Below are 14,457 nucleotides of genomic sequence, written 5' to 3'. Positions count from 1 at the left end.
GAGGCGCTGCTTAAGTCATTCGTGCTTTTTTTTACTTGTCTTTACATATAGTGGTATTATTCGCGCGCTTTACAAAGTCTGAACGGATCAGTGCAAGTTCAATTACGCACACGGTCGCCATCTGTGGTGATTGGCTACGACAGGGGAAACAAAGGAAATGATGAATAAAAAAGCGGCGCTTGCCTTAATCGTGACAGCGGCATTAATGACGGGTTGCGCACCGCGCACCGCGCCCATTCAGAACGTGAGCCAGACCGTTGGGCAGAGCTACACGGATAGTCAAATGCAGCGCGCCATTGTTGAAGCCGGTGCGGCCAACCACTGGGTGATTTCCCCGGCAGGCCCGGGCGTGATGAACGGTAAGCTGTCCGAGCGCGGTCATACGGCCGACATTCGCATCACTTATGCTGCAAACAGCTACCGCATTGATTACGTGAGCAGTACCAATCTGAAAGCGGGCAGTGGCCAGATCCATCGTAACTACAACCGCTGGATTCAGAATCTGAACCAGGGTATTCAGACGCGTCTTGCGGTTCAGGCCGTAAAATAAGCGCCATGCGTGATCGCTGACATAATGTTTTAAAGAAAGCGCTAACGCTGCCGAAAGAGAAAACAGGCGGGCCACGTGCCCGCCTTGTTAATCGGCGACATTCGCATGAGACGGATGACGGACTCGAACGCAAGCAGGGAAGGGATGCCGCACAGCGAAAATCTGACCATCCCTGAGGCTGAAGAAAGAATACAGGTATGAAACTCGCTTACACCCTGGTTGACTGGCACGCGATTGCACCAGGTCACAGCACTGCCGATGAGTGGCAGCACTGGGCCGGACAGCAAACCGCGTTGGACGCCACCCTACCGATCGCCAAACCCCAATTTTTGCCGATGATGACTGCACGCCGCCTGAGTGCGGGCAGCCGTGCGGCTGTGGAAAGCGGGCTGGCGCTACTGGCACGTCAAACGGTGGATGCCATTGTGTTTACCAGCCGCCACGGTGAGCTGGAACGTAATCTGCGCATACTCACGGCGTTAAAAGATCAGCAGGCGCTCTCTCCGACCGATTTTGCTATGTCCGTACACAACTCTGCGGTGGGGAGCTTAACCATTGCGGCGCGACAGCCGCTGGTCTCTTCATCTATTTCAGCGGGCATGGACAGTTTTCAGCAAGGTTTGCTTGAGGTCGCGGCTTTGCATCAGGCGGGCTACGCACAGGTGCTGCTGGTGGATTTTGACGGCGTCGTACCCGCCTATTATCAGCCCTGGCTGCCTGAAGTTGACCGTTTCAACGCCCCTTACGCAGTGGCACTGGTGCTGCAATCCGGCGATGCGTGGCGCTGTACAGCAGAATCTGCACGATCCGAGCCCGAAGCCTTACCGCAAAGTCTGCAATTCCTGCAGGCGATGTTGCGTGATGATGCGAAAATGACAATTGCCGGTGAACGTCACCTGTGGCACTGGGAACGTCATGATGGCGAATAATTCGCGTGCCCAGCGCTGGCGTGCTGGCTGCAACTTTTACTGGCGGTTGGTGATGACCGCGGTGAGTTTTACGTTGTTCAGCGTGGGCGGTCTGCTGCTGTCTGTGACCTGGTTTAACCTGCTTCTGTTGATTCAGCGCGATGGCCTGCGTCGTCGTCAGATTGCACGCAGCAGCATTGCCTGGAGCTTCCGCTGTTTCCTGCGCTTCTGTCGCTTTGTTGGTGTCTACGATTATCGGATCATTGGTGCGGAGCTACTGCGCCAGGATCGCGGCTGTCTGATTGTCGCCAATCATCCTTCGTTAATTGATTATGTGATGATTGCTTCGGTGCTTCCGGAAATGGATTGTCTGGTCAAAGCCGAACTGCAGCACAACATTTTTTTTAATGGCGTCATCAAATCTGCCGATTACCTGATTAACAGCGAAGCCGATACCTTGCTGCCCGATAGCCAGCAGCGTTTAGCGCGCGGCGATACCATCCTGATTTTTCCTGAAGGGACGCGTACCCGTTATGGTGAACCGTTAAAGCTGCAACGCGGTGCCGCCAATATCGCGGTGCGTGCCGGATGCGATCTGCGCGTGGTACATATTAGCTGCACCCAGCGTATGCTCGATAAGCAAAGTCGCTGGTATCAGATTCCGCTGGTTAAACCCGTTTTTACTGTACGCGTACAATCGCGTATTGATAGCCAGGCGTTCAGTGAAGCCGAAGAAGATGCGCAGCCGCTCGCCGCGCGTCGCCTGACGCGTCACTTGCAACAGGCACTGGTCCCTGAAGAGACAAAGTAAGTTATGCAAGCACTGATTGACGACATCAAACTGATGATTATCGACACGCTAAATCTGGAAGATATCAGCCCGGACGATATAGAAACCGACGCCCCCTTGTTTGGCGAAGGGTTGGGACTCGATTCAATCGATGCCCTTGAGCTGGGACTGGCGGTGAAAAATCGCTTCGGCGTACAGCTTTCCGCAGAAAGCGAAACCTTACGCGCGCACTTTTTTTCCGTGGCCACGCTGGCCGCGTTTGTTGAACAACAGCAAGCCTGAGAACAGTCAAAATGATGAATAAAGACGAAATTTACCAGGAAGTGGCCTCGCTGCTCACCTCGCTGTTTGAAATTGATGCCGATGATATCCGCCCGGATGCCCGTCTGTATGAAGACCTCGAACTCGACAGCATTGATGCGGTGGATATGGTGGTGCACCTGCAAAAGCGTACCGGCCGAAAAATCAAACCTGAAGCCTTCCGTGCGGTTCGCACCGTGCAGGATGTGGTGGATGCCGTCGATCAACTGATGCGCGACGAAGCCTGATTTCCGGCATGCCAGCCTTTCTGCGCCTGATAAATGGTCTGGCCCTGCTGGCCTGGCCGTTTCTGGTGTGGCTCGCCGTCACCCATCCGCAATGGCGCGGCGTGATTGCTGTGTTAGCCCTGCTGTTTGGCTGGCGCATCTGGCAGTTACGTCATGCGCAGGGCGCGATGGGGCGGGTGATGCTGTCGCTGGCGCTGGTGGGGACCTTACTGTGCCTCGCCAGCATGCTGTTGCGCAGTCAGCATTTGTTGCTGTGGTATCCGGTAGTCGTGAATGGGCTGATGCTGCTGCTGTTTGGCACATCTTTGTGGAGCCCGATGCCGCTGGTCGAGCGTTTAGCGCGGCTGCGTGAAGCGGATTTGCCCGCGCGGGCCGTGCGCTATACGCGGCGCGTGACACAGGTATGGTGTGGTTTTTTCATTTTTAACGGCAGCGTGGCGTTGGCCACTTGCCTGCTCAATGATCTCTCGCTGTGGACACTCTGGAATGGGTGCATCAGCTATCTGCTGATGGGCACGCTGATGGGCGGCGAATGGCTGCTGCGTCAGCGTATGAGGAACAAGGCATGAAGGTGGTGAGTATCCGCGACTGGCTCGAAGCGCCGGATCGTGTCGTGGCCTGGCAAGGGCAGCAACAGCATTGGTTATCGGAAATGCGCCAGCAGGTGATGGCGTTAGTGGAAACAGTACAGCGCCTGCCGGGCCAGCATTGGGCGCTATGCTTCGATAACAGTTATCACTTTACGGCTGCGCTGCTGGCGTTATGGCATGCCGGTAAAACCCCGGTGATCCCCGGACATTGTCGGGCCGCGCAGCTGGAAGAGATGGCAGAACAATTGGATGGCGTGATCAGCGATATGCCGCTGGCGGTGTCCCTGCCACAGTTGCGCTGGGACGGTGCACTGGCGCTGGGCGAACTGCCTGCCATCGCCGAAGATGCCGAACTGGTGCTGTTCACCTCCGGCTCCACCGGCACGCCGCGTCGCGTGGTGAAATCACTGCGTGCACTCGATCTTGAAGCGCAGTGGCTGGCAGCGTTATGGGCCGAGCGTCTGCAACAATGTCACGTGATTGCGTCAGTGAGCCATCAACATCTGTATGGCCTGACGTTTCGCATTGTGTTGCCGATGGCGCTGAGCTTGCCACTTGCCGCTCAGCAAATTTTTTACGGTGAACAGCTCGCCGATCAGCGTCGCGATCGTCGCTACGCCTTTATCAGTAGCCCGGCTTTTTTGCGTCGCCTGGATCCTGCCCTGGATGCACCTTCATGTGCGCTGATTGTTTCGGCTGGCGGGGCTTTGCCCTGGGCTGATGCACAGCACGCTCAGCGCGCCTTTGAGTGTGCGGTGGATGAGATTTACGGCAGCACCGAAACCGGCGTGATCGGCTGGCGCTGTGCGCAGGAAGAAAACGCCCCATGGCACTGTTTCCCGCCCGTTAAGCTGGTACAGCAGGAAGCCGGCTGGCGGGTGTTTTCAGCGCTGCTGGAAACCCCTGAAGGTTGGCCGCTCGACGATCGCATCGTGCAACAGCCCTCCGGCACGTTTCAGCTGGCGGGGCGTCAGGATCGGGTGGTGAAGATCGAAGATAAGCGCGTTTCACTCAGTGAGATCGAGCGAAGACTGCTGGCCTTACCCGGCGTAGAAGACGCGGCCGCTCTGGCGATTCAGCGTCACGGACGCCAGGCGATTGGCGTGGTGCTGGCTTTGCCGGAAACGCTGGATGCCGCAACGCTGACCCAACGCAAGAAACAATGGAAAATCGCGCTACAACCCTGGCTGGAGCCAGTCGCCATGCCGCGTTACTGGCGTGTCGTCAACGCGATTCCGGTTACGGCGCAGAGTAAACGCGCCTGGCCCCAAATTGAGGAACTGTTTGATGTTGCCGGTTGAACTCAACGCCCTGCAGCAGGGCGCAACACTGACGCTGCGCCTGCATGCTGCCGCGGATCTGTTTTGGTTCCGCGGCCACTTCCCGACCTTACCGATTTTACCCGGCGTGGCGCAGCTCGACTGGGCTTTACATTACGGCCTGTCACGCCTGGCCATCGGTAAACACTTCCGTTCAATTGAGAACATCAAGTTTCAGCAGCCGGTGCCGCCTGATGCGGAGCTAGAGCTGCAGCTGAGCTGGCAGGAAGACAAATCACTGCTGAGCTTCAGCTACAGCCTGATTTACACGGACAGCACTGAGATTGCCAGCAGCGGGAAGATTCGCCTGTGCTGAATGCGCCTTTCAAACCCTGTGTTCTGATTCCCTGTTACAACCACGGCGCCATGCTGGCCTCGGTGCTGGCGCGGCTGGCTCCCTTTAATCTGCCGGTGATTATCGTCGATGACGGCAGTGATGCGCAGACTCAGCAGCAGATCGCCGCGCTCGACGCCCCACAGCTGGATATCCTCACCTTGCCGGAGAATCAGGGTAAGGGGGCGGCGGTGATCGCCGGGATGCGCCGAGCCGCTGCGGCAGGATACAGCCACGCGCTACAACTCGACGCGGATGGTCAGCATCAGGTGGAAGACACGCCGCGCATGCTGGCGGAAGCGGAAAGCCATCCCGATTGCCTGATCTCCGGCCAGCCTGTTTACGATGATTCCATTCCGAAATCCCGCTTGTATGGCCGTTACATCACCCATTTTTGGGTGTGGATTGAAACGCTCTCCTTCTCGCTAAAAGACAGCATGTGCGGTTTCCGCGTCTACCCGTTGCAACCTTCATTGGTACTCTGTGATCGCCACCCGATTGGCCAGCGCATGGATTTCGACACCGAAATCATGGTGCGACTCTACTGGCAGGGCACGCCGAGCCGCTTTATCAGCACGCGCGTCACCTATCCGGAAAGTGGCCTGTCACATTTTGATGCCTTGCACGACAACCTGCGTATCTCATGGATGCACACGCGCCTGTTCTTTGGCATGGTGCCGCGCATCCCACAGTTACTGAGCCGGGGTAAAACGGCGCAGCACTGGGCCGCCACGCCAGAACGTCGGGGTCAGAGCGGGTTGCGTTTTATGCTGTGGTTGTATCGTCGCGCCGGGCGGCTGCCGTTTGTGCTGTTGCTATGGCCGGTGGTGGCGGTTTACTGGTTGAGCGGACGTGAGGCGCGTGCCGCTTCTCAGCAATGGCTGACGCGGGTGCAGGCAGAAGCCAGTAAACAGCAGATTGCCCTGCCGACGCCGATCAATAGCTATCGCCACTTTCTGCGCTTTGGTTACAGCATGCTGGACAAAGTCGCCAGCTGGCGCGGGGATGTGCAGTGGGGGCGCGATATTGATTTTGCGCCGGGTGCCGAAGCGGTCATCCGTGCTGCGGAGGGCAAAGGACATTTGATCCTCGCGTCGCATCTGGGGGATATCGAAGCCTGCCGCGCGATGGCAAAGCAGGTCAGTGGGCTGGTGATCAACGCGCTGGTGTTTACCGATAACGCCCAGCGCTTTCGCGAGGTGCTGGAGAGCATTGCACCGCAGGCCGGGGTGAATCTGATGCCGGTCACCGATATCGGCCCGGATACGGCCATCCTGCTGCAGCAAAAACTGGATGCCGGGGAATGGGTGGCGATTGTTGGCGATCGTACCGCCGTGCATCGCCAGCGCGGGGGCGAACGCCGCGTGGTGTGGAGTGAATTTATGGGCCGTCCGGCGCCGTTTCCGCAGGGGCCTTTTGTCCTGGCCGCCGCCTTACGCTGTCCGGTGCTGTTGATGTTTGCCTTACGGGAACAGGGCAGACTGCGCGTGCATTGTGAACCCTTTGCCGATCCGATCCTGCTGCCGCGCGCCCAACGACAGGCGGCGCTGCAGGCCACGGTGGATCGCTATGCCGAACGACTGCAACAGCATGCGCTGATGGCGCCGCTGGACTGGTTTAACTTTTACGATTTCTGGACCTTACCAGAGGAGAAGAGCCGCGATGAGTGAACGTATCTGGCGCGCTGAGGTTGAATTAACCGTGTCGTTCCACGACTGCGACCCGATGGGCGTGGTGTGGCACGGCAACTATTTCCGCTTTTTTGAAGTGGCGCGTGAAGCGCTACTGCGCAGCATCAACTACAGCTACGGTGAGATGACCGCCAGCGGTTTTGTCTGGCCGGTGGTGGACACGCGTGTTAAATACCGCCAGCCGCTGCGCTGCGAAGAGGTGATCCGCGTCGAAGCCAGCATTACGGAATACGAAAATCGCCTGCGTATTGATTATGTGATCCGCAATGCCGCGAACCAGATCACCACCAAAGCGCACACGCTGCAGGTGGCGGTGGATGCGGCGAGTCAGGAGATGAATTTCGTTTCACCCGATATTTTATTTGAACGCCTGGGAGTCAAACCGTGATCAGAACTCTTTGTCTGATGCTGATGTTGCTGTGTGCCAGCGCACAGGCCATCACGTTGGATCAGCTGCAGCAGCGTTTTGCCAGCCAGCCGGTGATCCGCGCCAACTTCGAGCAGGTGCGTACCATTTCTGGTATGTCGCAGCCGCTGGTGTCGCGTGGCCAGTTATTAATCGCCCAGCAACAAGGTTTGTGGTGGCATCAGGCCACTCCGTTTGTGATGACCTTGATTCTCGATGATAAGCGCATGGTGCAGAGCATGAGCGGTCAGCCGCCGCAGGTGATCACCGCCGACAGCAATCCGCAGATGTTTCAGTTCAATCATCTGCTGCGCGCCTTGTTTCAGGCCGACGAAAAGGTGCTGCGCGAGAATTTTGAACTCGATTTCCATGATAAAGGGAATGACCAGTGGCAGCTCAGCCTGACGCCTAAGGCGGCACCGCTGAACAAAATCTTCAATCGCATCGATCTACAAGGTGCAGCCTTCCTTAACAGCATTACGCTGGATGATAAGCAGGGCGATAAAACCGCCATCACCTTAAGTGATACCCGCACCAAGCCGAAACAACTGACTGATGAAGAGCGAGCGCGTTTTGCCCCAGCGCAGTGAGAAAACCGCTGCGCTGCTGTGGCTGGCGGTTTGTCTGGCATTGGCGGTGGCCCTGGCCATCCTGTTGCCGCGCAGCCAGCTGAACAGCAGCGTGCTGGCTTTACTGCCGCAACAAAATCTGGGGCAGGCACCCGCTGAAATCCAGCAAGGCTTTATGCAGCGGCTGGATCGTCAGCTGGTGTGGCTGGTGAGCGCCGATAACGATCACGGCGATGAAGCGGCAGAGTGGTGGCAAGCGCAGCTGCAGGCGCTGCCGATGCTGAAACAGGTGAGCGGTGCGCTGGATGATGACCAGATACAGCGTTGGGGCACCTACGCCTTCCAGCATCGTAACGGCCTGATCGATCCGTTGACGCGCGCCCGTCTGCAAAACGGCGGTACGGCACAAGCCGACTGGATTCTGGCGCAACTGTTCTCAGCGTTTGCCGGTGTGAGCAGTAAAGAAATTCAAAACGACCCGCTGATGCTGGTGCGTGGCGCGCAGCTGGCACTGCAGCAGAATGCCAGCAAAATGGTACTGCATAACGGCTGGTTAACCGTGAATGACGCCCAGCAGCGCCGCTGGTATTTCCTGCACGGTGAACTGGCGAGCAATGCCTTTAGCATTCAGCAAAGTCATCAGTTGGTGACCGCCCTCAACCAGCTTGAACAGCAGTTAAAAACGCGCTGGCCAGATGCGCAGCTGTTAACGCGTGGCACAGTGCTGTTTAGCGATGATGCCAGCCAGCGCGCGCAGCATGATGTCGAGACGCTCGGCAGCGTCACACTGGCCGGCTTGCTGCTGCTGGTGTGGCTGGTGTTTCGCTCGCTGCGACCGCTGGCGCTGTGTGCGCTCTCGGTGGCGATAGGCGCGATGGCGGGTACGGTGCTGACCTTGATCTGTTTTGGTGAGCTGCATCTCACGACTTTAGTGATGAGCCTCAGCATTGTCGGCATCTCCGCCGATTATACCTTGTACTATCTGACGGAACGCATGGTACACGGCGAGCAGTCCACGCCATGGCAAAGCCTGCACAAGGTGCGGGCCACTTTACTGCTGGCTCTGGGTACCACGGCGATTGCCTGGCTGCTGATGTTGCTGGCGCCGTTTCCCGGTTTGCGCCAGCTGGCGGTGTTTGCCGCCAGCGGGTTAAGTGCTTCTTGCCTGACGGTGATCTGTTTTTATCCATGGGTGGTGCGTGGCCTGCCGGTGCGCCCAATTCCCGGTATGGTGTGGCTGGCGCGCTGGTTAGCGGCATGGCGCCGCAACACGCTGTTAAAAGTCGGATTGCCACTGCTGGTGGCGCTCTATGCATTGAGCGGGATCCTGCAACTGCATGTCGATGACGATATTGCCCATCTGCAGAGCGCTCCGGCTAAATTACTGGCTCAGGATCGGCAACTGGCACAGCTGACGGGACAACAGGCCGACCAAACCTGGTTCGTGGTGTGGGGGGATAACGAGCAGCAGGCATTGCAGCGTCTCAGCGCACTGACACCCAAGCTACAACTGGCGCAGCAGCAGGGCTGGATGGCGGGTTTTCGTGTCTTGCCGCTCAATTCGCTGGACCAGCAGCAGCAGGATCTGCAGTTGTTGCAGCAGGCCGCGCCAACTATCCTGGCGCGGTTAAAACAGGCGGGCATCACGATAACTCATGCCGACTTAACGCCGATGCCAGTCAAAGCCGATAACTGGCTGGCAAGTCCGCTGAGTGAGGGCTGGCGTTTGCTGTGGTTGTCGCTGCCGGATGGACGCAGCAGCGTGCTGGTGCCGGTCAATGGCGTGAAAAACAGTGCGGCGTTACTCGATTTAGCAACGCAGCAGGCGGGCGTGAGCTGGGTCGATCGCAAAGCCAGCTACGATGAACTGTTCCGTTTCTGGCGTACGCTGCTGAGTGGCCTGTTGGCGCTGGCGTTGTTGCTGATCACCGCAAGTTACATCGTGCGCCTTGGCCTGCAAGCGGGTTTACGCAGCGCCTTGCCTTCCTGGTTGTCGCTGGCGGCAGCGCTGGCAACATTAGGCTGGATTGGCGCCAGCCTGAACTTATTTGCCTTGCTGGCGCTGATTCTGGTACTCGGCATCGGCATCAATTACACGCTGTTCTTCAGTAATCCGCGCGGTACGCCGCTGACCTCTATGCTGGCCGTCACGCTGGCGATGATGACCACACTGCTGACGCTGGGCATGCTGGTGTTCAGCAGCACAGCGGCGATCAGTGGTTTTGGTACGGTGCTGTGCAGCGGGATCTTTTGTGCATTCTTGTTAGCGCCGCTGGCGCTGGCACCAGGGAAAAGGAAGCAACGATGAAAACAGGTGCTTTGTTGTTGATGCTGAGCCTACTGTTAAGCGGTTGTGCGCAGCATGACAGTCCATCCGATCGGCCCACCGCGTGGCTGAAACCGGGCGTGCGCGTCACGTTGCCTGCGCCGGGCATTTCACCCGCGTTTCAGCAGCAGCAACTGCTGACCGGCCACGCCAAAGGTAAAACCCAGTCACTGCTGGTGCTGTTAAGCGCCGATTCACAGCAAATCAGCCTGGCGGGTTTGTCCTCGCTGGGCATTCGCTTGTTCCGTGTGACCTATGATAAAAACGGGATTCATACGCAGCAGATGATGGCGCTGCCCGAAATGCCGCCAGCCAGCCAGGTGCTGGCAGATGTCATGCTGAGCCACTGGCCGCTCAGCGCATGGCAACCGCAGTTGCCGCCAGGCTGGCAACTGGTCGACGAGGGTGATCGTCGTGAGTTGCGCGATCCTGCCGGTAACGTGGTGACGTTGATTCGCTATCTGCAACGGGGAACCGTACGTGAACCGATCAGCATCGACCAGCGCGCCTTCGGTTATCAAATTCAAATTCAGCATCTGGACGCATCTTCATGATCTACATTTCGGCGTTTGGCATGGTGAATGCGCTTGGCAACTCACTGGAGCAGATTACCGCGCAGTTAACCTCAGGCCACGCACCCGGCATGCAGCCGCGCGAAGGCTGGTTGCAGCAAGGTAAAACCTGCTGGCTGGGCGAGGTGCCGGGCGAACTGCCAGCAGTGCCCGCCGCCCTTGCTGCGCATAACACGCGCAATAATCAGCTGCTGCTGGCGGCGCTGGCGCAGATCCGTCCGGCCGTGGATGCGGCGATTGCCCGCTTTGGTCGTGAACGTGTCGCGGTGGTGCTGGGCACCAGCACCTCGGGCGTGGACGAAGGCGATCGTCAGGTTGACAGAGGCTTACCGGGTTACGATTACCGCATGCAGGAGTTAGGCGATCCGTCGCGTTTCCTGGCGCACTACCTTGAACTGGACGGCCCGGCGTACACGATTTCTACTGCCTGTTCCTCCAGTGCACGCGCGTTGATCAGTGGGCAGCGCTTGATTGAGGCCGGTCTGGTGGATGTGGCGCTGGTGGGCGGTGCGGATTCATTGAGCCGCATGCCAATAAACGGTTTTGCCAGCCTGGATTCGTTATCCGAACGCCAGTGTGCACCGTTCAGCGCAGAACGTGACGGTATTTCTATCGGCGAAGCGGGGGCGCTGCTGTTGCTAACGCGTGAGCCGCAGTCGCTGGCGCTGCTTGGTGCGGGTGAGTCATCAGACGCCTGGCATATGTCGGCTCCGCATCCAGAAGGCATTGGCGCCGAGCAAGCGATGAAGATGGCGCTGAAGCAGGCCCAACTGCAGCCGCAGGATATCGGCTACATTAATTTGCACGGCACTGCGACGCCACTCAACGATCAGGTCGAGTCAGGCGTGGTTCATCGTTTGTTTGGCGATAGCGTGCCCTGTAGTTCCACTAAGCACCTAACGGGCCACACGCTCGGCGCGGCGGGTGCGACCGAGGCGGCGCTGGCGGCACTCATCGTGCAGCAGAATCTGGCGTTACCGGCGCAGGATTTTAGCGCCACTACCCTGGATAGCACGCTGCCGGTCTGCGGACTGCTGACTTTGCCACAGCCGCTGGCGCGTCCCATCATCGCCTCAAACTCTTTTGCTTTTGGCGGGAACAACACCTGCCTGATTGTAGGAAAGCCTCATGACTGATTTTCTGCCGGTGGGCGACTATCTGCCGCACCGTGCACCGATGCTGCTGCTGGATCGCGTGATTCAGGTCAGCGACGAGCGCGTGGTGTGTGAAGTGACCATCAACCACCAGGGCGTACTCGCGCCGTTTCTTAATGCGCAGGGCGAGCTGCCCGCATGGTTTGGCGTCGAGATCATGGCGCAGACCGTTGGCGTCTGGTCTGGCTTTCATGCCCGGCAGCGCGGCGATCGGAATATCCGCCCCGGCATGTTACTGGGTGGACGCGGCTATCGTGCCGCTGCTGCCACCTTTGCCGCAGACAGCACGCTGCGGGTGGAGATGCATCTGCTGATGCGTGACGACAAGCTCGGTAGCTTTGAAGGCGAGATCCGCAGTCAGGATGCGGTCCTTGCCAGCGGTCGGCTGAATACCTATCAGCCGGATGAACAGGAACTTAATCAATTACAACAAGGGATGCAGCCATGACGCGCAGCGTATTAGTGACCGGCGCCAGTAAAGGGATTGGCCGCGCCATTGCGCTTCGCCTGGCGCAGGATGGTTTCAACGTGGCGGTGCATTACCACCGTGATGCAGCGGGTGCACAACAGACGCTGGCGGACATCACGAATGCGGGCGGAGTGGGGCGCACTCTGCAGTTTGACGTGGCCGATCGCGAAGCTACGCGCACCGCGATTGAAAACGATATCGCCGAACACGGCGCCTATTACGGTGTAGTGAATAATGCCGGTATTACGCGCGACGGCGCTTTCCCGGCCCTGACTGAAGATGAGTGGGACAGTGTGATCCACACTAACCTCGACAGCTTCTACAATGTGATTCATCCCTGTGTGATGCCGATGATTGGTCTGCGCAAAGGCGGTCGTATCGTCACCTTATCCTCAGTGTCTGGCATCATGGGCAACCGTGGTCAGGTGAATTACAGCGCGGCTAAAGCCGGGATTATCGGTGCCACTAAAGCGCTGGCCATCGAGTTGGCAAAACGCAAAATCACTGTGAACTGTATCGCACCAGGTTTGATTGACACCGGCATGACGGATCTGGAGCCGATGGTGATCGACGAAGCGCTGAAGATCATCCCGATGAAGCGCATGGGGGCGGCTGAGGAAGTTGCCGGACTCGCCAGCTATCTGATGTTGGATATTGCGGGCTACGTGACGCGTCAGGTGATTTCAATCAACGGAGGTATGCTGTGATGCAACGGGTCGTGGTAACCGGAATGGGGGGCGTCACTGCCTTTGGTGAAAACTGGCCAGCGGTGGCTGCGCGCATTAAGCAGGGGCAAAATGCAGTGCGTAAAATGCCGGAATGGCAGATTTACGACGGCTTACACACCTTGCTCGGTGCCCCGGTCGATCACTTCGAACTGCCCGCGCACTACACGCGCAAACGCATTCGTTCGATGGGTCGTGTGTCGTTAATGGCGACGCGCGCTACCGAGTTGGCGCTGGAGCAGGCCGGCTTGATCGATCACCCGGTACTGACCAGCGGCGAAACCGGTATTGCCTATGGTTCATCTACTGGCAGCACCGGCCCGGTCAGTGAATTTGCCACCATGCTGACAGAAAAACACACCAATAACATTACCGGCACCACCTATGTGCAGATGATGCCGCATACCACGGCGGTGAACGCCGGGCTGTTCTTTGGCCTGCGCGGCCGGGTGATCCCGACTTCCAGCGCCTGCACCTCGGGCAGCCAGGCGATTGGCTATGCGTGGGAAGCGATCCGCCATGGATACCAAACCGTGATGGTGGCGGGCGGTGCGGAAGAGCTGTGTCCTTCCGAAGCGGCGGTGTTTGACACGCTGTTTGCCACCAGCCAACGCAACGATGCACCGCATTCTTCACCGTCACCTTTTGATCAGCAGCGCGATGGGTTGGTGATTGGCGAAGGCGCGGGAACCTTGATCCTCGAATCACTGGAGCATGCCCAGGCACGCGGCGCCACCATTTACGCCGAACTGGTGGGTTTCCACACCAACTGTGATGCGGCGCATATTACCCAGCCGCAGCGTGAAACCATGCAAATTTGCATCGAACGCGCGCTGAAAACGGCGGGCGTGACGCCAGAGCAGATTGGCTATATCAACGCCCATGGCACGGCCACCGATCGCGGCGATATCGCTGAAAGTCAGGCCACGGCAGCGATATTTGGCAATAACACGCCAATCTCCTCGCTGAAAAGTTACTTTGGTCACACGCTCGGTGCCTGTGGTGCGCTGGAAGCCTGGATGAGCATTGAGATGATGCGAGAAGGGTGGTTTGCGCCCACGCTGAATCTGACGCAGCCCGCCGCAGAGTGTGGCGATCTGGACTATATCATCGGCGAATCACGACCAATCGATACCGATTATATTCAATCCAACAACTTTGCCTTCGGGGGTATTAACACCTCGCTGGTGTTTAAACGCTGGCGCGACGCCTAACTGTTCCCGACTGTCAGCGGTTTCAATAAGTGAAGCCGCGTCGCCTAAATTCTCCAAACTGCGAGCGGTTTCATTAAGCGAAACCGCAACGCTGAATCCTCCAGAATGTCAGCGATTTCAATCAACGAAGCCGCTTACTCTTATTTTTACCGGCCTTAAATCCCCACAATTTCTGAGTGAAATCACGGTGGTAAGTGCAATTACCGCAGGGAGTTTTCGCTTTCTTAACAAATAAGCGCTTCTGACCACGCTGAGTTGAGTAAGTTCAGCGATTTTACTTGCTTTCGTATTG

At 57.9% G+C, this 14,457-nt stretch carries 17 protein-coding genes; all 17 read left to right on the top strand.

Annotated features, from left to right (window positions below):
- Window positions 1-157 precede the first annotated feature (157 nt).
- The 17 genes from F3J37_RS03730 (at window position 158) to F3J37_RS03650 (ending at window position 14,165) form a co-directional block, all read left to right on the top strand.
- Complete coding sequence (locus F3J37_RS03730) at window positions 158-550, top strand: hypothetical protein (RefSeq protein ID WP_097119582.1); 393 nt, start codon at window positions 158-160, stop codon at window positions 548-550.
- Window positions 551-747: 197 nt separating this feature from the next.
- Window positions 748-1,479: a beta-ketoacyl synthase chain length factor gene (locus tag F3J37_RS03725; protein WP_166931915.1), complete on the top strand. Its 732-nt coding sequence runs from the start codon at window positions 748-750 to the stop codon at window positions 1,477-1,479.
- Window positions 1,469-2,269, top strand: a complete 801-nt coding sequence (locus F3J37_RS03720) for a lysophospholipid acyltransferase family protein (protein ID WP_166931912.1) — start codon at window positions 1,469-1,471, stop codon at window positions 2,267-2,269. The genes F3J37_RS03725 and F3J37_RS03720 overlap by 11 nt, the downstream gene beginning before the upstream one ends.
- A gap of 3 nt (window positions 2,270-2,272) precedes the next feature.
- Window positions 2,273-2,530, top strand: coding sequence for a phosphopantetheine-binding protein (locus tag F3J37_RS03715; protein WP_034820252.1), 258 nt, complete (start codon window positions 2,273-2,275; stop codon window positions 2,528-2,530).
- An 11-nt stretch (window positions 2,531-2,541) separates the two neighbouring features.
- Window positions 2,542-2,796 carry an acyl carrier protein gene (locus F3J37_RS03710; protein ID WP_034820249.1) on the top strand — a complete coding sequence of 85 codons (255 nt, stop codon included), beginning with the start codon at window positions 2,542-2,544 and terminating at the stop codon, window positions 2,794-2,796.
- An 8-nt stretch (window positions 2,797-2,804) separates the two neighbouring features.
- Window positions 2,805-3,365, top strand: coding sequence for a COG4648 family protein (locus tag F3J37_RS03705; protein ID WP_166931909.1), 561 nt, complete (start codon window positions 2,805-2,807; stop codon window positions 3,363-3,365).
- Window positions 3,362-4,687 (top strand): AMP-binding protein, encoded by a 1,326-nt coding sequence (locus F3J37_RS03700; RefSeq protein WP_166931905.1) that lies wholly within the window; start codon window positions 3,362-3,364, stop codon window positions 4,685-4,687. The genes F3J37_RS03705 and F3J37_RS03700 overlap by 4 nt, the downstream gene beginning before the upstream one ends.
- Window positions 4,674-5,021 carry an ApeI family dehydratase gene (locus F3J37_RS03695; RefSeq protein ID WP_166931902.1) on the top strand — a complete coding sequence of 116 codons (348 nt, stop codon included), beginning with the start codon at window positions 4,674-4,676 and terminating at the stop codon, window positions 5,019-5,021. Before F3J37_RS03700 ends, F3J37_RS03695 begins: the two co-directional genes overlap by 14 nt.
- Window positions 5,015-6,709 (top strand): glycosyltransferase family 2 protein, encoded by a 1,695-nt coding sequence (locus F3J37_RS03690; protein WP_166931899.1) that lies wholly within the window; start codon window positions 5,015-5,017, stop codon window positions 6,707-6,709. The genes F3J37_RS03695 and F3J37_RS03690 overlap by 7 nt, the downstream gene beginning before the upstream one ends.
- Window positions 6,702-7,118, top strand: a complete 417-nt coding sequence (locus F3J37_RS03685) for an acyl-CoA thioesterase (RefSeq protein ID WP_166931896.1) — start codon at window positions 6,702-6,704, stop codon at window positions 7,116-7,118. Before F3J37_RS03690 ends, F3J37_RS03685 begins: the two co-directional genes overlap by 8 nt.
- 17 nt (window positions 7,119-7,135) lie before the next feature.
- A complete protein-coding gene (locus F3J37_RS03680) occupies window positions 7,136-7,726 on the top strand; it encodes an outer membrane lipoprotein carrier protein LolA (RefSeq protein WP_205298858.1) in 591 nt (196 codons plus the stop codon).
- Window positions 7,692-10,013 (top strand): MMPL family transporter, encoded by a 2,322-nt coding sequence (locus tag F3J37_RS03675; protein WP_166931890.1) that lies wholly within the window; start codon window positions 7,692-7,694, stop codon window positions 10,011-10,013. Before F3J37_RS03680 ends, F3J37_RS03675 begins: the two co-directional genes overlap by 35 nt.
- The gene (locus tag F3J37_RS03670) at window positions 10,010-10,585 is read left to right on the top strand and encodes a DUF3261 domain-containing protein (protein WP_166931887.1); all 576 of its coding nucleotides are present in this window, start codon (window positions 10,010-10,012) and stop codon (window positions 10,583-10,585) included. The genes F3J37_RS03675 and F3J37_RS03670 overlap by 4 nt, the downstream gene beginning before the upstream one ends.
- Window positions 10,582-11,739 (top strand): beta-ketoacyl-[acyl-carrier-protein] synthase family protein, encoded by a 1,158-nt coding sequence (locus F3J37_RS03665; protein ID WP_166931885.1) that lies wholly within the window; start codon window positions 10,582-10,584, stop codon window positions 11,737-11,739. The genes F3J37_RS03670 and F3J37_RS03665 overlap by 4 nt, the downstream gene beginning before the upstream one ends.
- Entirely contained in the window at window positions 11,732-12,205 is a 474-nt protein-coding gene (locus F3J37_RS03660; protein WP_034820205.1) for a hotdog family protein, read from the top strand. Before F3J37_RS03665 ends, F3J37_RS03660 begins: the two co-directional genes overlap by 8 nt.
- Window positions 12,202-12,933, top strand: a complete 732-nt coding sequence (locus F3J37_RS03655; protein ID WP_166931883.1) for a 3-ketoacyl-ACP reductase FabG2 — start codon at window positions 12,202-12,204, stop codon at window positions 12,931-12,933. The genes F3J37_RS03660 and F3J37_RS03655 overlap by 4 nt, the downstream gene beginning before the upstream one ends.
- Entirely contained in the window at window positions 12,933-14,165 is a 1,233-nt protein-coding gene (locus F3J37_RS03650; protein WP_166932035.1) for a beta-ketoacyl-ACP synthase, read from the top strand. The genes F3J37_RS03655 and F3J37_RS03650 overlap by 1 nt, the downstream gene beginning before the upstream one ends.
- Window positions 14,166-14,457 lie beyond the last annotated feature (292 nt).

Origin of the sequence: Candidatus Pantoea communis, from assembly GCF_011752685.1 — a bacterium.
In the GTDB taxonomy this organism is placed as follows: Bacteria; Pseudomonadota; Gammaproteobacteria; order Enterobacterales; family Enterobacteriaceae; genus Pantoea; species Pantoea communis.
This window is presented reverse-complemented; position numbering and strand designations above follow the sequence as displayed.